Raw genomic sequence first — 19,141 nt, forward strand, 5'->3', positions numbered from 1 at the left:
ACACTAGACTCGCGGCATGGATCCCTCGCCGCGCGCAACCGACCACCCGGCCACCCGGCCACGCGGTGAGCGCACCCGGTCCCAGATCCTCGATGCCGCGCTCCGCATACTGGTCGAACGCGGCTACGCCAAGACCAGCACACTGGCGATTCAGGCCGAAGCAGGTGTGACGCGGGGCCGGCTACTGCATCATTACCCCTCCCGAGACAGCCTTCTGATGGCCGCCGTCGATCATCTCGCACGCACCCGCATCGCGGAAATGCCCGAACAGGTGGACTGGCCCAGTGATCCCGCCGAACGGATCGGGCCCGCGATCGAACTGGGCTGGACCACGTTTCACCAACCGTATTTCGTCGCATCGATGGAACTGTGGATCGCCGCACGGACCAACGAGCAGCTCCGCAACGCACTGGTGCCGACGGAACGGCGCCTGGGACCGACGGTGCGTAGCGCCGTCGCCAGTTTCCTCGGCGACGAACTGACCTCCCGACCGCGGTACCCCGAGCTGTACCCGCTGCTGTTGTCGAGCATGCGTGGGGTGGCCACCACCTATCTCATCGACCGCCGCGATCCGACCACCGACCCACACCTCGAGTTGTGGAAGTCGATGACAAGGACGTATCTCCTGTGACTCCCGAACGGCGAGATGCCATCGATCAGGGGACGATGGTCACCGTCGTCCCGATGCGAACCCATTGGTACAGCTTGTCCATCTCCGGTCGCGGTACATGTATGCAGCCGCGCGATACGCGCGATTTGTATGCGGTTGTATCGCCGTAAGCGAAGTCCTGCCACGACGAGTCGTGGAATCCGTAGTCACCGACGAACGGCAGCCAATAGTTGACGAAGACCCGATAGTCCGGACCGGTCAGGAACCGATCTGTCTCGCGGCTGTTGATGTGCCAGGTGCCCAGCGGCGTTCCGTCACCGAGCGCCACCCGGCCCGTGGTGACCGGTGAGTATCCGACGGGATTGTCGTGTTCACACAGCGCAAGACTCTGCTCGCTCAGACTCACTGTGATCAATCGGGCATCAGTGTTGCCCTCACAGTTCAGAACCTGCGCCATCGGCGACACCTGACCGGTCGCAGCATCGTCGCTACTCTGCGCGGAACGTTCGTCCACGCTCGGCTGAGCGGGCGAAGCGCTGAGGTGAACCACCACGAGCGCGGTGACTGCCAGAGCAGCGACAACCAGCAGCAGCGACCAGGCAGCGTCCCTGGCGTCGGCAGAGTCTTTCGAGCGAATTGTATTGACCCAGTTCACAGTTCGATATCTCGCAGGTACGTATAGCAGTTGCGGCGCCGGCAGGTTGAGCGCCACGGCAATCACGCGACGTCGAGACCAACGCTACCCCTTATCGACAACGATTTCCGAATTGCCGGACGCTCATGCTGTAATGGAAACGATTCCGACAAGAATGACGTCGTATGGAAGTCTGTTTGCCGACGAATACTGCAGGAAGAACTTCAGTGTCGATCCACGGACTACTCGCGAAAGCGGGCGCCACCGTCGCCACCGGCTTGGTCGGCGCCGCCGCCTACGATGCTGCACGCGCCGTCGTCCGTCGGGCGCCGCTGCGCGAGGGCGCTGTCATCGCCACCACCTGGGGCATTCGCGGCACCCGCAAGGCCGAAGAGGTTGCCGAATCGGTCCGGCTGAACACCTCGGACATCGTGGCAGAGGCGAAAGGTCGCCTAGGCGAGGAGTCGACACCGCCCGGTACTGCAGTCACGCACGACCACGACCACTGACCGGGTGAGCACGACGACCACCGCCACAGCGTTGGACAATCCGACGGGACACATCGCCACTCGCTCCGATGCCGCCGGCCGAGTCCGCATGACCGTGCCGTGGCTGCGCTGCGCGGATCGCCACACCGGCGACCAGCGGGCGGTGGCGATCGAAGAGAGCGTCGCGCACGTACACGGTGTGCGCGCCGTTCACGCGTATCCGCGGACGGCGTCGGTCGTCGTCTGGCTACGGAACGGAACCGACCGTACCGCCGTCATGCACGCGATCGAAGCCGCTGCCCTCACCGACCCCGAGCATGTCCCCCAGCGCCCGCCGCACTCGGCGGAGATCACCAACAGCGATCTCCTCCGCATGGGAATAGGCGCGGGCGCACTGGTACTGCTCGGCGTTCGTCGGTACGTCTTCCGCCATCCCCCGTTCCTCGGACCGACGACCCGTACCGCGGCGACCGCGATCACCATCTTCTCGGGATACCCGTTCCTCAAGGGCGCTCTGCGGTCGCTGCGGGGTGGCCGTGCCGGTACCGACGCGCTGGTATCCGCGGCGACGATCGCCAGTCTGCTGTTGCGGGAGAATGTCGTGGCGCTCACGGTGCTGTGGCTGCTGAACATCGGCGAGTTCCTACAGGACCTCACGCTGCGGAGAACCCGGCGCGCGATATCCGATCTGTTGCGCGGCACCCAGGACGCCGCTTGGGTACGCCTCGACGACGGCACCGAGGTTCAGACACCGATCGACGCACTGCACGTTGGCGATCACGTCATCGTGCACGAACAGATCGCGGTGGCCGTCGACGGCGTCATCGTCGATGGCGAAGCCGTGGTCGATCAATCGGCGTTGACCGGCGAGAACCTGCCGGTCGCCAAACACACCGGCGACCGGATACAGGCCGGATCGGTCGTCATGACGGGCCGCATCGTCGTGGAGGCAGACGCCGTCGGCCCCGACACGGCCATCGGCCGCATCATCACCCGCGTCGAGGAGGCGCAACGAGACCGCGCTCCGATCCAGACGGTCGGCGAGAACTTCTCCCGCCGATTCGTACCCGCGTCGTTCGCGCTGTCAGCGCTGACCCTGCTGGCCACTCGCGATCTACGCCGGACGATGACCATGCTGCTGATTGCCTGCCCGTGCGCGGTTGGCCTGTCCACGCCGACCGCGATCAGTGGTGCCATCGGCAACGGCGCCCGCCGCGGCATCCTGATCAAGGGCGGCTCGCACCTCGAAGAGTCCAGCCGCATCTCCGCGGTCGTGTTCGACAAGACCGGGACGCTCACCGTGGGACGACCGATCGTCACCAATGTGGTGGCATTCTCCGACGACTGGCAACCCGAACAGATCCTCGCCTATGCCGCGAGTTCGGAGATCCATTCACGCCACCCACTGGCCGAGGCGGTCATCCGATCGACCGAAGAGCGCCGCATCGAGATTCCCACCCACGCAGAGTGCGAGGTGATCGTCGGACTCGGCATGCGCACCCGAGCCGACGATGGGCGCGAACTGCTCCTGGGGAGCCCGTCTCTGCTGGAGAATCACGGCGTCGCCATCGGCGAGGATGCCCTCGACTGGGTCGACAAGCTGCGGCACGCCAGCGAGACCCCTCTCCTCCTTGCCGTCGACGGACAACTCGTCGGCCTCGTCAGTCTGTCCGACGAGTTGCGGCCGGAGGCGCGGGCCGTCCTCGACGCCCTGCGCGCCGACGGTGTCACGGAGATCGCCATGCTCACCGGCGACCATCCGGTCACTGCCGCGACCATCGCCGGCCAACTCGGCGTCGACCAGTGGGCGGCCGAGGTCACTCCGGACGACAAGCTTGCGCTGGTCCACGAACTCCAGGCCCGCGGACACGTGGTGGCCATGGTCGGTGACGGTGTCAACGACGCACCGGCCCTCGCTGCCGCCGACGTCGATATCGCGATGGGTCTCGCCGGCACCGATGTCGCGGTGGAGACGGCCGACATCGCCCTTGCCGGTGACGATCTCCGCAAACTTCTCGACATCCGCGATCTCGGCGGCCACACGGTGGACGTGATTCGGCAAAACTATGGGATGTCGATCGCGGTCAATGCGGTCGGGCTCATCGTGGGCGCGGGCGGCGCGCTCTCTCCTGTCATCGCGGCGATCCTGCACAACGCCTCGTCGGTTGCGGTGGTGCTCAATAGCTCTCGGTTGATCCGCTATCGAGTCGTCAGTGACTGAGAAGCCACGCTGTCGGGATAACTCGCACATCGGCCAAATGGATCGAGACTCCGCCTCAACGGCGGTCTGCAACAGTCCTCCATTGAGGGCGCCGGACCCAAGGACGGCGGTGAACGGGTAGACGGGTGCAGTCATCGACGGCCGTGCGGCCTGATCACAACGGAGCGGAGCGTCCGCGGAACCTCTCGACACTCGGCGGGGTGTCCCTGATGGCGTGTTTGAGCTGATCCGAGGTGCGTTGGGGCATGACATCGTCGGGATCTGACGACGATTCGTCGAGCAATTGCCAGAGCGCTCTGCATCGGTGACCGGCACACACGGTCACCATCGGACCGCCTCGTTCGTTATCGACCTTCAAATCATTAATGGTAATCATTCCCGTTTGTGATGTGGAGCGGCATTCACCGACAACTCGCGGCAGATCATGCCGCGATCGATCGGCTCACCGCGGCGCGGCCTCAAATACCATGGGGTCCATGACATCGGCCCAACTGCGCGCATTCGTCGCCATCGTGCGGACCGGGTCGGTCAAGCAAGCAGCAGCAGAACTCGGCCTCACCGAGCAGGCGGTGTCGATGCATGTCGCCCAACTACGCAAGAGCCTGGGCGACCAGTTGTTCCGACGCACACATTCCGGACTGGCGTTCACCCCTGGGGGTTTGCGGCTCGCGGCGCGCGCAGTGGAGATCCTGGGCCTGCAAGACCAAACGGTCAGCGAAGTCGAAGCCGCTGCCGGTGGCCAGCGGACAATTCGCCTCGCCGCGTCGAGCCTGTTCGCCGAGCACGCCGCCGGCGGGTTGATCGATCTGTTCACGCGCCGCGCAAAGGACCTCGGGGTGGAACTCACCGTCCAGCCGCCAGATCAGTTCGCCACCCTGCTCGCCTCGCGTGCCGTCGACATCGCCATCGGACCGGCACCGCTGGAATCGGAGACGACGGCGGCCGTCCCGGCGCTGAGCAGCCGCGAGTTCCTGACCTATGACATCGAGGTGATGGCGGCCCCGAGCCATCGGTTCACCGAGCGGCGGGCGAGCCCGGAGGAACTGGCCTACGCCACCTGGAATCTCGGCCCATCGGCCACCGGAAAACGCGGCGCCATTCCCGAGATGCTGGCCGATCTCGGCATCGCCGAGGAATCCCAGCGGATCTTCCAGAGCGACGCCGCCGCCTGGGAGGAAACCCAACGCGGCACCGGATTGACGCTGGCGCTGACCTTCGCGGTGCACTCCGATCTGGCCGCCGGGCGCCTCACCCGCGTCTCAGGTGCGGGTGTGCACCGGCGCGCCACCTGGAGCGCGACGACCCTCGCCCACGACGCCACCCGCACGGCCGGTGAACTCATGCGCTTCGTCACCACTCCGAGGGCGATCCAGGCCATGCTGCGCGGTTCGGGTGTACCGGTGAAGAACTTCCGGCCCGCGGTCTATGTCACCCTGTGGAATTGACGTCACCTGGTGGAATCGAGTCCGTGAACCATTCATCGCCGGCGAAGCTCGGTCACCGCGGTGACCAGATCGGCGAGGTCGGCGACTGTCGCCGCCGGGAGCACGCGGTCGCAGTACGGCAGGGCGGCAGCCATGCCGCCCACGAGCGGCTCGTACCCGTCGGCACCGGCGCGCGGGTTGAGCCAGACCACCGCGAAGGTTCGGCGCGTTATCCGCGCCATCGCGCGTGTCATATGCGCCGGATCGTCAGAATCCCAACCGTCGGAGGCAATCACGCAGATCGCTCCGCGCAGCGTCTGCCCGTGGCGGGAGGCGACCAGTGCCTGCAGGCTCGACGCGATCCGGGTTCCGCCGAATCGGTCGGTCACCTGCGCACTCGCCTTCTCGATGGCGTCGTCGACCGAGGAGCGGGCCAGCATCGGCGTCATCCGAGTCAGCGTGGTGCCGAACGCGAAGGTCTCGCCGCGTCCGTATCGCGTCAGTACACGCATGACGTGCAGGTAGGCGCTGGTGTAGGCCTGCATGGACGCAGACACGTCGCAGATCATCACCACGCGGCGATCGCGCCACATCGCCCCGCGATAGACAACGTCGGCCAGCTCCCATCCGGTGTACCGGGAACGTGCCAATGTGGCGCGCAGGTCGATTCGCCTACCATCGACGCGCGTTCGTTCCCGACGCCCGCGTCGACGGGGCCACGTTGCGATCGCGCCGTCCAACCATGCCTCGACCTGCCGCAGTTGTGCGGTGTCCAACCGGTCGAAGGGCAGTCCGGAAATCGCTTCGATGGCGCTGGGACGAGGCACCCAGACCGGTGAACCATCGTCATCTCCGGCGGCCGACTCGTCGACGACCGACATGCGCGGCAGCGTCGCCCACGGCAACGTGTCTCCCGCACCCCCACGTCCGGCCGCATCCCTGGCAACCGGACGGTCCTGTTGCCCCGACCGAACCGTCGACCGACTGCGCATCGCGACCGGATCCAGCGAGAAGACCGCATCGTCGAACACCGCGGCGAACACGGCATCGAACGTCGACAGGTCGGATTGCCTACGCACCAGCGTGATCCGCATCGTCCAATACAGCTGCCGTCGATCCGACAGCACGGCTCGCCCCAGCACGTCGAGTGCGCGGCACAATACTGCGGCATCGGCGTGACCGACCGGCAGCCCCGCGGTTCGCAGCCGGTCGATGAAACCGGCCGCAAAAGCCGCCCGGTCGACATGCGCCACGATCGCCGCTCTGGTCATTCCGGGCGCCGTTTCAGAGCACGGAACCGTGTTCGAGCGCCGCCAGCAGCGTCTCGTGGTCGTCGGGCGTCTTGACCAGGGTGCCCAGCGTGGGCGCCACCGTGGTGGCGACCAACTCGGTGACACCGAGGGTGATCAGGGCCGACACCCAGTCGATCGCCTCGGCGATACCCGGCGGCTTGTCGAGGTCGAGTTCCCGCACCCGACCGACGAACACCGACGCGTCTTCCAGCAGGGGTGCCGAGGCGCCGGACACCGTGCGCCGCAAGATCGCGACCACCTGCGCCGCACCGGGATAGACGATCCAGTGATAGAGGCAGCGCCGCCGCAACGCCTCGTGGAGCTCACGACTGCGGTTGGATGTCAGCACCACCAGCGGCCGACGCTGCGCCCGGATGGTGCCGAGTTCCGGCACGGTGACCGCGCCCTCACCGAGGAACTCGAACAGCAATGCCTCGAATTCATCGTCGGCGCGGTCGATCTCGTCGATCAGCAGAACCGGCGGGCGGGCTCCGCGGTGCCGGATCGCCGCCAACAGCGGCCGTTCCGAGAGAAACTCGGGCGCATACAGATCCGCGTCGGAGAAATCCTGACCCCGCGACTCCGCCATCTTGATGGCCAGCAGTTGACGCTGATAGTTCCATTCGTACAGGGCGTCGTGGGCCGCCAGCCCCTCATAACACTGCAGGCGGATCAGGTCGGTGTCCAGGGCGGTGGCCAGTGCGGTCGCCGCCGACGTCTTACCCACCCCCGGTTCACCTTCCAGCAGGATCGGCATCTGCAGCGACGTCGCCAGGAAAAGCGCAGTCGCCAGACCTTCGTCGGCGAGATAATCCACGGCATCGAGGTGGCGCGCGACGTCGTCGGCCGAGGAGAACAACGGCGACGTCATCGAGCCGCCTGCAACCCACCCGCCGACCGCGCGACGAAGGTGTCCCGACATCCTTTGCAGCAGAACCAATGTGAGCCGGAATCGTCGTCATACTCGATGGTATCGGCGGACACCATCACGGTCATCCCGCAGATCGGGTCGACCTCGCGTCGAGGCTCGACTACAGCTGGGGCATCCTCGGGTGCGCCGGTGCCGGCCAGACCGTCGCGCCGAATGGCCGCCACCACCGCAGCCAGCACCGACAGCGCAATCTCCGGCGGCGTGCGTGCACCGATGTCGAGGCCGACCGGGGTGTGCACGCATGCACGGTCGGTCACCGACAGATCCATCGCGTCGAGTACCGTTGCGCCGCGCCTCACGCTTGCCACCAGTCCGACGAACGGCACGTGGTGATCAAGTGCCGTGCGGATCGCCGCGGCCTCATCACCGCCGTGACTGGCGATGATCGAGGCCACCACCCCATGGGGTTCGGTGAACTCCCACACGCCGGCGGCTTCCTGGTCCACCCGGCTCACCGCCCAACCCAGCAACCGGGCCTGGTCGACGATGGCCAACGCGATCGGCTTGTCCCCGACGACCTGAATGATCGGGGTGGGCACCACCGGTTGGATGAAGATCTCCAGCGCACCCCCGGACAGACATGGGTTGACCGCGACCCGCGCGCCAGAGGTCTCCGGATACGTCTCGGCGCCTTCGGGCAGAACCCGCAGCAGGACCCCTTCACCGGCGGCGATCGAGTCGACGGCACTCTGGCGCACCGATTCGACCGCGCACTGGCCGCCCACGAATCCGAACATCTCTCCGTCCGCCATCACCAACGCCTGGTCGCCCGCCCGGGCCGATGTCGGCGGCTGCGCCCGCACCACGGTGGCGCGCGCGAACGGTCTGCGCCGATCGGTGAGGTCGGCGGCCATCTCGTCCAGCGATCTGCCGTGTTCGGATGTCATGCTGCTCCTGTCGTCACGATCTCAGATCGGCGGCCGTGCCCTGCCCTGCATCGCCTCCCACACCCGGGACGGGGTCAGCGGCATGTCGGCATGGCGAATACCGAAAGGTGCCAACGCATCGACGACGGCGTTGACCACCGCGGGTGGTGACCCGACGGTCGCCGACTCGCCGACGCCTTTGGCGCCGATCGGATGGTGCGGCGAGGGTGTCACGGTCTGTCCGGTCTCCCAATGCGGCACCTCGAGCGCGGTCGGGATCAGGTAATCCATCAGCGACCCGTTGAGACAGTTGCCCGACTCGTCGAACTCGATGATCTCCATCAGGGCCATCCCGATACCGTCGGTCAGCCCGCCGTGCACCTGCCCCTCGACGATCATCGGGTTGATCCGGGTGCCGCAGTCGTCGACCGCGATGAACCGTCGCACTTTCACCACGGCGGTGTCGGGGTCGACGTCGACCACACAGATGTAGGCACCGAACGGGTAGGTGAGGTTGGCGGGGTTGTAGACCACCGACGCGTCCAGCCCGCCCTCGACTCCGGGTGGCAGGTCGCCCGCGCCGTGCGCCTTCATCGCGATCTCCGCGATCGTCACCGTGGTGCCCGGATCACCCTTGACGGCGAAAGTCCCCTTCTCCCATTCCAGATCGGCAACGGAGACCTCGAGCATGCCCGCCGCGATGAGCTTCGCCTTGTCGCGCACCTTGCGGGCGGCCATCGCCGCCGCCGCCCCCGAGACAGGTGTGGATCGGCTGCCGTAGGTACCGAGCCCGAACGGTGTGTTGTCGGTGTCACCGTGGACGACGTCGATGTCGTCGGGGGCGATACCGAGTTCCTCGGCGACAATCTGCGCGAACGTCGTCTCATGCCCCTGCCCCTGGGACTGCACCGACAACCGGACCACGGCCTTGCCGGTGGGGTGGACCCGCACGTCACATCCGTCGGCCATGCCCAGGCCCAAGATGTCCATGTCCTTGCGCGGTCCGGCACCGACCGCCTCGGTGAAGAAGGCCACGCCGATACCCATCAGCTCGCCGCGCTCGCGTTTGGCGGCCTGCTCCGCAAGCAGGGCGTCGTAGTCGGCGATCCGCATCGCTTCGGTCATCGCGGCGTCGTAGTCGCCGGAATCGTAGATCCACCCGGTCTTGGTGGTGTACGGGAACTGGTCTGGCTGGATGAAGTTCTTGCGCCGCAGCGCGATCTGATCCATCTGCAGTTCGTGGGCGAGGCAGTTGACCAGACGTTCGACGAGATAGACGGCTTCGGTGATCCGGAATGAACAGGCGTAAGCGACACCACCGGGCGCCTTGTTCGTGTACACCGCGGTCATCGAACAGTACGCGGCCTCGAGCTGATAGCTACCGGTGAAAACGCCGAAGAATCCCGCCGGGTATTTGACCGGGGCAGCTACCCCGTTGAAGGCCCCGTGGTCGGCGAGGACGTTGGTGCGGATGGCGAGGATCCGTCCGTCTTTCGTGGCGGCGACCTCGCCGCGCATCACGTAGTCGCGGGCGAACCCGGTGCTGGTGAGGTTCTCGGTCCGGTCCTCCATCCACTTGACCGGCTTGCCCGTGACGATCGACCCGACCACCGCGCACACATAACCGGGGTAGATGGGCACCTTGTTGCCGAACCCGCCGCCGATATCCGGTGAGATGACACGGATCTTGTGCTCGGGGATGCCGGCGACCAATGCGTACAGGGTGCGATGTGCGTGTGGTGCCTGGCTCGTCGACCACAGGGTGAGCTTGCCGTCGACGCGATCGAAATCGGCGACCGCGCCACAGGTCTCCATCGGTGCGGGGTGCACGCGCGGGTAGACCATGTCCTGGGTGACCACCACGTCGGCGTCGGCGAATACCGCGTCCGTGGCGGCCTTGTCGCCGGTCTCCCAGTCGAAGATGTGGTTGTCGCTCTTGCCCTCGAGATCGTCGCGGATCACCGGCGCCGACGGGTCCAATGCGGTGCGGACATCGTGGACCGCGTCGAGGATCTCGTAGTCGACATCGATGAGTTCGAGCGCATCCCGTGCCGCATAGCGATCTTCGGCGACGACAGCCGCGACCTCCTGGCCCTGGAAGCGGACCTTGTCGGTCGCCAGCACCGCCTGCACGTCGTTCGACAGGGTCGGCATCCAGTCCAGTCCCAAACCCTTCAGGGTGTCACCGGTGATGACGGCCTTCACCTTCGGCAGCGCCTCGGCCGCGGTGGTGTCGATGTTGACGATCTTCGCGTGCGCCACCGGGGACCGCAGAATCGCCATGTGCAGCATGCCGGGCAACTGCACATCATCGCAGTACCGACCCAGTCCACGGATGAAACGCGGGTCCTCCTTGCGCAGCATCCGGCCGTAGCCCATCGGCTTGTGATTGTTGTCGACCAGGTCGTCGGGTCCGGACGCCGATGCCGGTTCGGGTGGAGTGGTGATGGTCATCGAAGTGCCTCTTCCGCAACGTCATCGGCGGCCGATGCCTCACTCGTGCCGTCGGGTTGGTGTGCGGCCCCGTGCTGTGCGGCCCACTGCACCGATCGCACGATCGTGGTGTAGCCGGTGCAGCGGCAGATCTGTCCGCTGATCGCCTCCCGGATCTCGTGCTCGGTGGGATTCGGGTTCTCGTCGAGCAGTGCGCGGGTCGTCATCAGCATGCCGGGTGTGCAGAATCCGCATTGCAGCCCATGACATTCCATGAATCCCTGCTGCAGCGGATCCAGCGTGGTGCCCTGTTCGAGCCCCTCCACGGTCCGCACCTCGTGACCGCCGGCCATCGCGGCAAGCATCGTGCACGACTTCACCGGCTGTCCGTCGACCTGCACCACGCAGGTCCCGCAGTTGCTGGTGTCGCAGCCCCAGTGAGTGCCGGTGAGGGCGAGGTGGTCGCGCAGGAAGTGAACGAGCAGCAGGCGCGGCTCGATGTCGCGGGTCACCGACTCGCCGTTGACGGTCATCGTCACTTGCATCGGATTCTCCTTGCCGGTCGGCATCTTTCGCGGATTCGGGATGGGCGGGTGATCAGGTGGCCGGGGTCGATGCCTCGACCCCGAGTCGTTGCGCGCTGCGGCGCAGGGCTCGTGCAGTGAGTTCGGCCGCGAGATGGCGTTTGTAGTCGACGGTGCCCCGACCGTCGGCGGCCGGATCACAGGCCTGCGCGGCGACCTCACCTGCCTGCCGCCAAGTCTGCTCAGTCGGGTCCGCGCCACGCAGCGCCTCGGAGATCGCCGGGATGTCGGTGGTGTTGGCGCCGACCGCGGTCAGGCCGACGCGGGCGTCGGCAATGGTGCCGTCGGTCAGCCACAGCGCGGCACCCGCGGCGACCACCGCCCAATCCCCCGCGCGTCGCTCGACCTTCTCATATGCGCTGGCGCCGCCCGGCCGGACCGGAACCCGCACCTCGGTGAGCATTTCGTTCTGTTCGACGGCGGTCTCGTAGGGGCCGCGATGGAAGTCCGCCATGCTGATCACCCGCTCCCCGTCGGAGCCTCGGATCACGCAGCGTGCATCAAGGGTGGAGCACACACTCGACAGATCCTCCGACGGGTCTGCCTGACACAGTGATCCGCCGAGGGTGCCGCGATTACGGACCACCGGGTCGGCAATCACCCGCTCGGCGTCGCGGAAGATCGGGAAGGTGTCGAACAGTGGTTCGCTGGCCAGCAGTTCGTGGTGTCGGGTCATCGCGCCGATGCGTACATCGTCGTCGGTGAACCGGATGTAGCCGAGTTCGTCGTGCAGATCGTTGATGTCGATCAGGTACTCGGGTGTCGCGAGCCGGAGTTTCATCATCGGCAGCAGACTGTGCCCTCCGGCGATCAGGCGGGCTTCGTCGCCCAGCTGGCCGAGGAGTCCGATGGCGTGATCGACGCTGGTCGCGCGCTCGTATTCGAACGGTGCCGGTACCTGCATGATGACTCCTCTGCTGTGATCGGGGGATCGTCCGATCGGCCGGGTCTACCCGGTCATCCGCCCACTCTCGTCGGGTCCGGCTGGATCCGGCTGATGCCTGGATGGATGTGATCGGTGAGGTTGGTCAGGGTGACCCCGGTTCCGCCGCGCCGAACCGCGATGATCTCGGCCATGATCGACACCGCGGTCTCGGCCGGGGTGCGACCGCCGAGGTCGAGTCCGATCGGTGAGTGCAGGCGGGCGAGAGCGGCGTCGGTGGCGCCCTCCTCACGAAGCCGACGCATGCGGTCGTCGTGGGTGCGCCGGGATCCCATGGCGCCGATGTAGACACCCTCGGGCGACTCGAACGCGGCCTGCAGGGCCGGGACGTCGAACTTGGGGTCGTGGGTCAGCACGCAGATCGCGGTGCGCGAATCGATCCGGCCGGCAGCCATCTCGGCGCGCAGATAGCGATGTGGCCAGTCGACGACCACCTCGTGCGCGGCCGGGAAACGGGCCGGCGTGGCGAACACCGGGCGAGCGTCGCACACCGTCACGTGATAGCCGAGTGCGGCTCCGGCATGCGCGAGGGCGGCGGCGTAGTCGACGGCCCCGAAAACGATCAGGCGTGGCGAGGGCGCCATGCTGTTGACGAACACGGCGATGCCGTCGCCGGTGCGCAGACCCTGCGGGCCGTAGCGCAGGATCGAGGTCTCCCCCAGGTCCAGCAAGCCTCGCGCGTCCTGGACGACGACCCGATCGAGCTCGGGTTCACCGAGACTGCCCCGGGCGCGCTCCGGTGCGATGGTCAGGTGCGCCCCGACCGGCACGTCCGGCTGATCGCTGGATGTCACCGTCGCGACGGCCACAGGCCGTCGGGCATCGACGGCGGCGCCGATCTCGTCGAGGTCGGGCCAGGTCTCGCGGGAGACCGGCTCGCAGAAGACGTCGATGGTGCCACCGCAGGTGAGACCAACGGCGAACGCGTCGTCATCGGCGATCCCATACCGCTCGGTCTGCGCCGTCCCGGACTCGACGACGTCACCGGCGAGTTCGTACACCGCACCTTCGACGCACCCGCCGGACACCGAGCCGATCACCCCGCCGTCGGCCAGGCGGGCCGTCGCCGCCCCCGGTTGCCGTGGCGCCGACCCGTAGGTGGCGACGACGGTCGTCAGCCCGACCGTCTCCCCGTTGCGCCAGCGCTCCACGAGTGTGGGCAAGACGTCTCGCATAGACACATCCTCGACTCTGCGGACACGCCACTGTGTCCGACATCACACCATGGTGACCATTCTCAGTTTGCGCCGGATCGGCCGGGCGTCAAGACGAAACTCAGTAATCGCTGAGGTTAGGTCGCCCTACCCGACCTCCCGCTTGCAGATCAGCGTTGTGATGCGAGGGTGTCGAGCAGTCGATCGACGAACGCCACCTGCGCCGGATTGAGTTTCACCCGCGCCGTCTCCGGGTCCACCCATTCAGCCCGATCCACCTCCGGAAAGCTCTGAAGCTTCCCCGACCTCGGTGGCCACACCATCTCGAAGCTGTTGCTGACGACGGTCGAGCTGTCGATGTCACCTTCCACGGCGAACGCAGCGACCACTTTCCCACTGGCCTGGGTGACGTCGCCGAGTTCGATGACCGGGCCGGCCGGTGCCGGCGACCCGATCTCCTCGGCGAACTCGCGCCGGGCGGTCGTCTCAGGTTCCTCATCCGGTTCCAGCAATCCCTTCGGGATCGTCCACGCGCCGTCGTCCTTGCGCGCCCACAGCGGCCCGCCGGGGTGGGCGATCAGGATCTCGACGTCGCCGCCGCGGCGGCGGTACAGCAGGAGCCCGGCACTTCGGCGGCGACTGACCATCGCACCATTGTGCCCGGCCCGGCGGGGTGTGACTGTGGCCGATATATTTTCGCGGAAACACGGCCGTCACATGTCGGCGCACTGTCCGAAACGTCCGGCTCGTAAACATCTGCGTATGGCGGTTCTCGACCCGATCAGGCGCGGCAAGACCACAGCTCACCCGGTGGACGAGATACCGCCGTTGGCCAAGCTGCTGCCGTTGGGCATACAGCACGTGCTGGCGATGTATGCGGGCGCCGTGGCCGTACCGCTGATCGTGGGTGGCGCGATGGTCAGCGCGGGCCAACTCGAGCAGGGCGACATCGTCCACCTGATCATGGCCGACCTGTTCGTCGCCGGCATAGCGACGATCCTGCAGGCGGTCGGCTTCTGGCGTTTCGGGGTGCGGCTGCCGCTCATGCAGGGCGTCACCTTCGCCGCTGTCGGGCCGATGATCACCATCGGCCAGGCCCACGGCATCACCGCGATCTACGGTTCGGTGATCTGTTGCGGGTTGTTCATGATACTCGCCGCACCCGTCGTCGGAAAGCTGATCCGCTTCTTCCCGCCCCTGGTCACCGGCACGATCATCCTCATCATCGGCGTCTCCCTGATGCGGGTGGCTGCCGGGTGGTTCGGTGGCGGTACCGCCACCGGCGAGGACTTCGGCGAACCGAAGGCCATCGCGTTCGGCTTCTTCACCCTCGCGGTGATCATCGCGCTCGAACGGTTCGGACCCGAACCCATCAAGCGGGTGTCGGTGCTCATCGGTCTGGTCATCGGCACGCTGGTGTCGCTGCCGTTCGGGATGGCCAACTGGGACGCCGTCGGCGAGAACCCGTGGATCGGCATTCCGCAACCCTTCCAGTTCGGGATGCCGACGTTCGAGATCTCCTCGATCATCGCCTTGATCATCGTTGCGTTGGTGATCATGACCGAGACCACCGGCGACATCGTGGCCGTCGGTGAGATCGTCGACAAGAAGATCACCCCGCAGAAACTGGCCGACGGGATGCGCGCTGACGGACTGGGCACGGTCCTCGGCGGCGTATTCAACACCTTCCCGTACACGGCGTTCGCGCAGAACGTCGGGCTCGTCGCCATCACCGGCGTCAAGACCCGGCATGTGGCGACCTGTGCGGGCATCATCCTGGTCATCCTGGGGCTGCTGCCGAAGATGGCCGCCATCGTCGAGGGCATCCCCATGCCGGTGCTCGGCGGCGCCGGTGTCGCACTGTTCGGCATGGTCGCCGCCAGCGGTGTGCGAACCCTCAGCAAGGTCAAGTTCAACAACACCAACGTGCTGGTCGTGGCCATCTCGGTGGGTGTGGCGATGCTGACCGAGGCCAAGCTGTATTACACCAACCGCGACCTCGGCGACGCGCCGGTCAACGTGTCGCTGGACCTGTATCACCAGTTCCCGGATTGGTTCCAGACCATTTTCCACTCCGGCATCTCCGCGGGCGCACTGACGGCGATCCTGCTGAATCTGCTGCTCAACACCAGAAGCACCTCACCCGACCCGGCTGATTACCACAACACCGGTGAGATCGAGGTGGTCACCAAGGACGGCCTGGGTCTGTCGGCAGGCGACACGATGGGCGCCGCGGCCTTCGATCCCCGCGACGCGCTGGCCGCCGCCAACCCGGACAGCCCACCGGAGACGCTGCGGTACCTGGCCGAACACGACCCCGATCTGCACCAGTTCATCATCACCAACCCGGCCGCGCCGAAAGACCTGTGTGCCTGGATCAAGGAGCAGGGCGATCCCAAGGTGCTACGGCTGATCGAGAGCTGGGACTCGCACACCGACGGCGGATTCTCCCGGCGCGGATCCTGATCGGTCGAGCACAACTCGGTTTATCGTTTAGTCATGTCCGACAGCCCCCGCCATGATCATCAGCCGGCCGACGCCCTCATCGACGACGACCCAGACCAGCCGCACGAGTATCCGCACGACTCGACGTTCGCCTTCGGTGACGCCAAGCCCATCGGGGAAACCGATCGCATCGCGCGTGAGAAGGCCATCTACGAAGCGGCCCGGCATGGCAACGACCTGAACCGTGGCCATGCGCTCGGTGGCACCGACGGGTCCACCGAGGGCCAGTAGATGGAGGTACTGAGCAGCCGAATTCTGCTGCGTTCGGCCGATCCCGAACGCCTGACCGCGTTCTATCGCGATCAGTTGAAACTGGCCGTGGCCCGCGAGTATCCGGGCGGAGTGGTCTTCCACGCCGGCACCGGTTATATCGAGGTACCCGCACACATGAGCGACCAGGTGGCGACCGGCGGGGGCGCCGACGCCATGCTCTGGCTGCAGGTACGTGACGCGGCGGCCGCCACGGACGAGTTGCGGGCCGCCGACGTCCCGATCGTGCGGGAGGCACGCACCGAGCCGTGGGGTCTGATCGAGATGCATGTGCGCGACCCCGACGACCGTCGGATCATCATCGTGGAGGTACCTGCCGATCACCCGCTGCGACGGGACACCCGGTGACGGCTGCTCCCCGATCGGTGACCGTTGGCCCGTGACAGACTGGACCGCATGAGTGTCTGGACTGCGCCCACGGTGTCCGCCCCGGTGGTGGCCACCGTCGAGTTGCCCGGTTCCAAGTCGATCACCAATCGCGCGTTGATCCTCGCCGCCCTGGCGGACGGCCCCTCGGTGGTGCGTGGAACCCTGCGCAGCCGCGACACCAATCTGATGCTCAGCGGCCTGAGTGCGCTGGGCGTCGGCGTGCGGATCGATCCCGACGACGACACCGCGGTGACGATCGAACCGCACCCGATGGTCGGCGCCGACGTGTACTGCGGGCTGGCCGGCACCGTGATGCGATTCCTGCCCCCGGTGGCCGCATTCGCCGACGGGCGGGTCGCCTTCGACGGTGACGAGCAGGCCCGCACTCGCCCCCTGGCGACCATCCTCGACGCCCTGCGCGACCTGGGCGTGAAGGTGACCGGCGATCGGTTGCCGTTCACGGTCACCGGGACCGGGTCCGCGTCCGGCGGGGAGGTCACCATCGATGCGTCGGCCTCGTCGCAGTTCGTCTCGGGGTTGCTGCTGTCGGCCGCGCTCTTCGACGACGGGGTGACCGTGCGCCACGACGGCGGACCGGTGCCCTCGATGCCGCACATCGACATGACCGTGCAGATGTTGGCCGAGTGCGGGGTGACGGTGGAGCGGCCGGATGCGCAGACATGGCGGGTGCCGCCGTCGACGATCCGGGCGATCGACCGCGTGGTGGAGCCCGACCTGTCCAACGCCGCCGCATTCCTGGCCGCCGCCGCCGTGACCGGGGGTGCGGTGAGCGTGCCACGTTGGCCCGCGACCACGACCCAGCCCGGCGCCCAGATCGTCGACATCCTCGCCGAGATGGGTTGTGCGATCGAACTCTCCGACGGTTCGCTGACCGTGCGCGGGCCGGAGAAGCTCACCGGGATCAGCATCGATCTGCGCGACATCGGCGAGCTGACCCCCACCGTGGCGGGTCTGTGCGCGCTCGCCGACGGCGAATCGGTGCTGTCGGGCATCGCGCATCTGCGCGGTCACGAAACCGACCGGTTGGCGGCGCTGACCACCGAGATCAACCGGCTCGGCGGTGACTGCACCGAGACCGACGACGGTCTGCGCATCGTGCCCCGACAGTTGCACGGTGCGGTGTGGGAGTCCTACGCCGATCACCGGATGGCCACCGCAGGTGCGTTGATCGGGCTGGTGGTGCAGGGCCTCACGGTGTCCGATGTGGAGACGACCAGTAAGACGCTGCCGGACTTTCCGGGCATGTGGCAGAAAATGATCGGGCACCCCTGACGTGAGTCGGCGCGCCTCGAGCTACGACGAATCCGACGTCCGGATACGTCCTGGCAAGGGCAGCCGACCGCGCACGAAACAACGACCGAGCCACGACGACGCCCGCTCGGCCATGGTCGTGTCGGTCGACCGTGGCCGCTGGGGCTGCGTCCTCGACGGCGACCCGGACCGTCGGGTCACCGCGATGCGCGCACGGGAACTGGGCCGCACGCCGGTCGTCGTCGGCGATCAGGTGTCGGTGGTCGGCGATCTGTCCGGTCGGCCGGACACGCTGGCGCGCATCGTCAAGGTCGCCGACCGCACCACCGTGCTGCGCCGCACCGCCGACGACACCGACCCGTATGAACGCATCGTGGTGGCCAATGCCGACCAACTGTTGATCGTCACCGCATTGGCCGATCCACCACCGCGCACCGGATTCGTGGAACGCGCGTTGGCCGCCGCCTACGTCGGCGGCCTGACACCGATCCTGTGCCTGACGAAGTCCGATCTCGCCGATCCCGCCGAATTCACCAGAGCCTTCGCCGATCTCGACCTGCCGATCGTGCTCGGCGGCCGCGACGACGCGCTCGACGAGATCACCGCCATCCTCACCGGCCGGCTCACCGCGCTCGTCGGCCATTCCGGGGTAGGCAAATCCACTTTGGTCAATCGTCTTGTGCCGCAAGCAGAGCGGGCCACCGGCGTGGTGTCCGGGGTCGGCAAGGGCCGGCATACCTCGACGCAATCGGTGGTGTTGCCCCTGCCCGGCGCGGACTCGTCGCCCCAAGGCTGGGTGGTGGACACACCCGGTATCCGATCGTTCGGGCTCGCCCACGTCGGACTCGACGACATCGTCGACGCCTTCGACGACCTGCGTGAGGCCATCGACGACTGTCCCCGCGGCTGTACGCATCTGGGTCCGCCCGCCGATCCGGAGTGTGCGCTCGACAAACTCGCCGGCGCGTCGTATCGCCGCGCAATGGCGGTGCGGCAGCTCCTGCTCGCGGTCTCCGGACAGGTGGCCGAGGAGAACGAGGTCCCCGACGATCAGCCGGCCGAGTAGGCCCCAGACCCACTGGTCACCTCAGCCGAGGCGCAAGTCGCGTAGCACACGCCCGGGCCACTTACCGCTGGTCGAGTAG

18 protein-coding genes are annotated in these 19,141 nt (G+C 67.0%); 9 read left to right on the forward strand and 9 right to left on the reverse strand.

The features are described from left to right. Positions 1–16: 16 nt before the first annotated feature. Complete coding sequence (locus tag L1892_RS18365; RefSeq protein ID WP_235725084.1) at positions 17–631, forward strand: TetR/AcrR family transcriptional regulator; 615 nt, start codon at positions 17–19, stop codon at positions 629–631. Between the two features lie 25 nt (positions 632–656). Here the strand turns inward: L1892_RS18365 and L1892_RS18370 are convergent, their stop codons facing one another. Further along, positions 657–1,067: a L,D-transpeptidase gene (locus L1892_RS18370; protein ID WP_235725085.1), complete on the reverse strand. Its 411-nt coding sequence runs from the start codon at positions 1,065–1,067 to the stop codon at positions 657–659. A gap of 404 nt (positions 1,068–1,471) precedes the next feature. On the opposite strand from L1892_RS18370, the gene L1892_RS18375 reads away from it, so the two are divergent. The 3 genes from L1892_RS18375 (at position 1,472) to L1892_RS18385 (ending at position 5,398) form a co-directional block, all read left to right on the forward strand. After that, positions 1,472–1,753: a DUF1490 family protein gene (locus L1892_RS18375; protein ID WP_235725086.1), complete on the forward strand. Its 282-nt coding sequence runs from the start codon at positions 1,472–1,474 to the stop codon at positions 1,751–1,753. 88 nt (positions 1,754–1,841) lie between these two features. Next, positions 1,842–3,953, forward strand: a complete 2,112-nt coding sequence (locus L1892_RS18380) for a heavy metal translocating P-type ATPase (protein ID WP_235725129.1) — start codon at positions 1,842–1,844, stop codon at positions 3,951–3,953. Positions 3,954–4,429: 476 nt separating this feature from the next. Next, entirely contained in the window at positions 4,430–5,398 is a 969-nt protein-coding gene (locus tag L1892_RS18385; RefSeq protein WP_235725087.1) for a LysR family transcriptional regulator, read from the forward strand. 32 nt (positions 5,399–5,430) lie between these two features. On the opposite strand, the gene L1892_RS18390 is transcribed toward L1892_RS18385, so the two are convergent. From L1892_RS18390 to L1892_RS18425, 8 genes are all read right to left on the reverse strand, one after another. Then, complete coding sequence (locus L1892_RS18390; RefSeq protein ID WP_235725088.1) at positions 5,431–6,648, reverse strand: vWA domain-containing protein; 1,218 nt, start codon at positions 6,646–6,648, stop codon at positions 5,431–5,433. Positions 6,649–6,661: 13 nt separating this feature from the next. Beyond that, positions 6,662–7,540: an AAA family ATPase gene (locus tag L1892_RS18395; protein WP_235725089.1), complete on the reverse strand. Its 879-nt coding sequence runs from the start codon at positions 7,538–7,540 to the stop codon at positions 6,662–6,664. Continuing rightward, complete coding sequence (locus tag L1892_RS18400; RefSeq protein ID WP_235725090.1) at positions 7,537–8,487, reverse strand: XdhC family protein; 951 nt, start codon at positions 8,485–8,487, stop codon at positions 7,537–7,539. Before L1892_RS18400 ends, L1892_RS18395 begins: the two co-directional genes overlap by 4 nt. Positions 8,488–8,508: 21 nt before the next feature. Then, the gene (locus L1892_RS18405; protein ID WP_235725091.1) at positions 8,509–10,920 is read right to left on the reverse strand and encodes an aerobic carbon-monoxide dehydrogenase large subunit; all 2,412 of its coding nucleotides are present in this window, start codon (positions 10,918–10,920) and stop codon (positions 8,509–8,511) included. Further along, positions 10,917–11,444 (reverse strand): (2Fe-2S)-binding protein, encoded by a 528-nt coding sequence (locus L1892_RS18410; RefSeq protein ID WP_235725092.1) that lies wholly within the window; start codon positions 11,442–11,444, stop codon positions 10,917–10,919. The genes L1892_RS18405 and L1892_RS18410 overlap by 4 nt, the downstream gene beginning before the upstream one ends. A 52-nt stretch (positions 11,445–11,496) precedes the next feature. Further along, on the reverse strand, positions 11,497–12,387 hold the full coding sequence (locus tag L1892_RS18415) for an FAD binding domain-containing protein (protein ID WP_235725093.1): 891 nt from the start codon (positions 12,385–12,387) through the stop codon (positions 11,497–11,499). Positions 12,388–12,440: 53 nt separating this feature from the next. Further along, a complete protein-coding gene (locus L1892_RS18420) occupies positions 12,441–13,601 on the reverse strand; it encodes an XdhC family protein (protein ID WP_235725094.1) in 1,161 nt (386 codons plus the stop codon). A gap of 149 nt (positions 13,602–13,750) precedes the next feature. After that, the gene (locus L1892_RS18425; protein WP_235725095.1) at positions 13,751–14,227 is read right to left on the reverse strand and encodes an NUDIX hydrolase; all 477 of its coding nucleotides are present in this window, start codon (positions 14,225–14,227) and stop codon (positions 13,751–13,753) included. 115 nt (positions 14,228–14,342) lie between these two features. On the opposite strand from L1892_RS18425, the gene L1892_RS18430 reads away from it, so the two are divergent. Genes L1892_RS18430 through rsgA form a run of 5 tightly spaced genes read left to right on the forward strand, consistent with a single transcriptional unit; the run spans position 14,343 to position 19,062 of the window. Next, a complete protein-coding gene (locus L1892_RS18430; RefSeq protein ID WP_235725096.1) occupies positions 14,343–16,046 on the forward strand; it encodes a nucleobase:cation symporter-2 family protein in 1,704 nt (567 codons plus the stop codon). 33 nt (positions 16,047–16,079) lie between these two features. Continuing rightward, the gene (locus L1892_RS18435) at positions 16,080–16,316 is read left to right on the forward strand and encodes a hypothetical protein (RefSeq protein ID WP_235725097.1); all 237 of its coding nucleotides are present in this window, start codon (positions 16,080–16,082) and stop codon (positions 16,314–16,316) included. After that, positions 16,317–16,703 (forward strand): VOC family protein, encoded by a 387-nt coding sequence (locus L1892_RS18440; protein WP_235725098.1) that lies wholly within the window; start codon positions 16,317–16,319, stop codon positions 16,701–16,703. It begins immediately after the preceding gene. 48 nt (positions 16,704–16,751) lie between these two features. After that, positions 16,752–18,017: a 3-phosphoshikimate 1-carboxyvinyltransferase gene (aroA, locus tag L1892_RS18445; RefSeq protein WP_235725099.1), complete on the forward strand. Its 1,266-nt coding sequence runs from the start codon at positions 16,752–16,754 to the stop codon at positions 18,015–18,017. A 1-nt stretch (position 18,018) separates the two neighbouring features. After that, on the forward strand, positions 18,019–19,062 hold the full coding sequence (gene rsgA, locus L1892_RS18450) for a ribosome small subunit-dependent GTPase A (RefSeq protein ID WP_235725100.1): 1,044 nt from the start codon (positions 18,019–18,021) through the stop codon (positions 19,060–19,062). The last annotated feature ends 79 nt before the right edge of the window (positions 19,063–19,141 follow it).

Origin of the sequence: Gordonia tangerina (genome assembly GCF_021556435.1) — a bacterium.
GTDB classification, from domain to species: domain Bacteria; phylum Actinomycetota; class Actinomycetes; order Mycobacteriales; family Mycobacteriaceae; genus Gordonia; species Gordonia tangerina.

What these genes read in the sequence shown, in the direction of transcription:
- L1892_RS18380 (WP_235725129.1), top strand. Translation starts at nt 1,842, where the DNA reads ATGACCGTGCCGTGGCTGCGCTGCGCGGATCGCCACACCGGCGACCAG.
- L1892_RS18440 (WP_235725098.1), top strand. Translation starts at nt 16,317, where the DNA reads ATGGAGGTACTGAGCAGCCGAATTCTGCTGCGTTCGGCCGATCCCGAA.
- L1892_RS18415 (WP_235725093.1), bottom strand. Translation starts at nt 12,387, where the DNA reads ATGCAGGTACCGGCACCGTTCGAATACGAGCGCGCGACCAGCGTCGAT.
- L1892_RS18425 (WP_235725095.1), bottom strand. Translation starts at nt 14,227, where the DNA reads ATGGTCAGTCGCCGCCGAAGTGCCGGGCTCCTGCTGTACCGCCGCCGC.
- L1892_RS18385 (WP_235725087.1), top strand. Translation starts at nt 4,430, where the DNA reads ATGACATCGGCCCAACTGCGCGCATTCGTCGCCATCGTGCGGACCGGG.
- L1892_RS18420 (WP_235725094.1), bottom strand. Translation starts at nt 13,601, where the DNA reads ATGCGAGACGTCTTGCCCACACTCGTGGAGCGCTGGCGCAACGGGGAG.
- aroA (WP_235725099.1), top strand. Translation starts at nt 16,752, where the DNA reads ATGAGTGTCTGGACTGCGCCCACGGTGTCCGCCCCGGTGGTGGCCACC.
- L1892_RS18395 (WP_235725089.1), bottom strand. Translation starts at nt 7,540, where the DNA reads ATGACGTCGCCGTTGTTCTCCTCGGCCGACGACGTCGCGCGCCACCTC.
- L1892_RS18390 (WP_235725088.1), bottom strand. Translation starts at nt 6,648, where the DNA reads ATGACCAGAGCGGCGATCGTGGCGCATGTCGACCGGGCGGCTTTTGCG.
- L1892_RS18430 (WP_235725096.1), top strand. Translation starts at nt 14,343, where the DNA reads ATGGCGGTTCTCGACCCGATCAGGCGCGGCAAGACCACAGCTCACCCG.
- L1892_RS18400 (WP_235725090.1), bottom strand. Translation starts at nt 8,487, where the DNA reads ATGACATCCGAACACGGCAGATCGCTGGACGAGATGGCCGCCGACCTC.
- L1892_RS18365 (WP_235725084.1), top strand. Translation starts at nt 17, where the DNA reads ATGGATCCCTCGCCGCGCGCAACCGACCACCCGGCCACCCGGCCACGC.
- L1892_RS18370 (WP_235725085.1), bottom strand. Translation starts at nt 1,067, where the DNA reads ATGGCGCAGGTTCTGAACTGTGAGGGCAACACTGATGCCCGATTGATC.
- L1892_RS18405 (WP_235725091.1), bottom strand. Translation starts at nt 10,920, where the DNA reads ATGACCATCACCACTCCACCCGAACCGGCATCGGCGTCCGGACCCGAC.
- L1892_RS18435 (WP_235725097.1), top strand. Translation starts at nt 16,080, where the DNA reads ATGTCCGACAGCCCCCGCCATGATCATCAGCCGGCCGACGCCCTCATC.
- L1892_RS18410 (WP_235725092.1), bottom strand. Translation starts at nt 11,444, where the DNA reads ATGCAAGTGACGATGACCGTCAACGGCGAGTCGGTGACCCGCGACATC.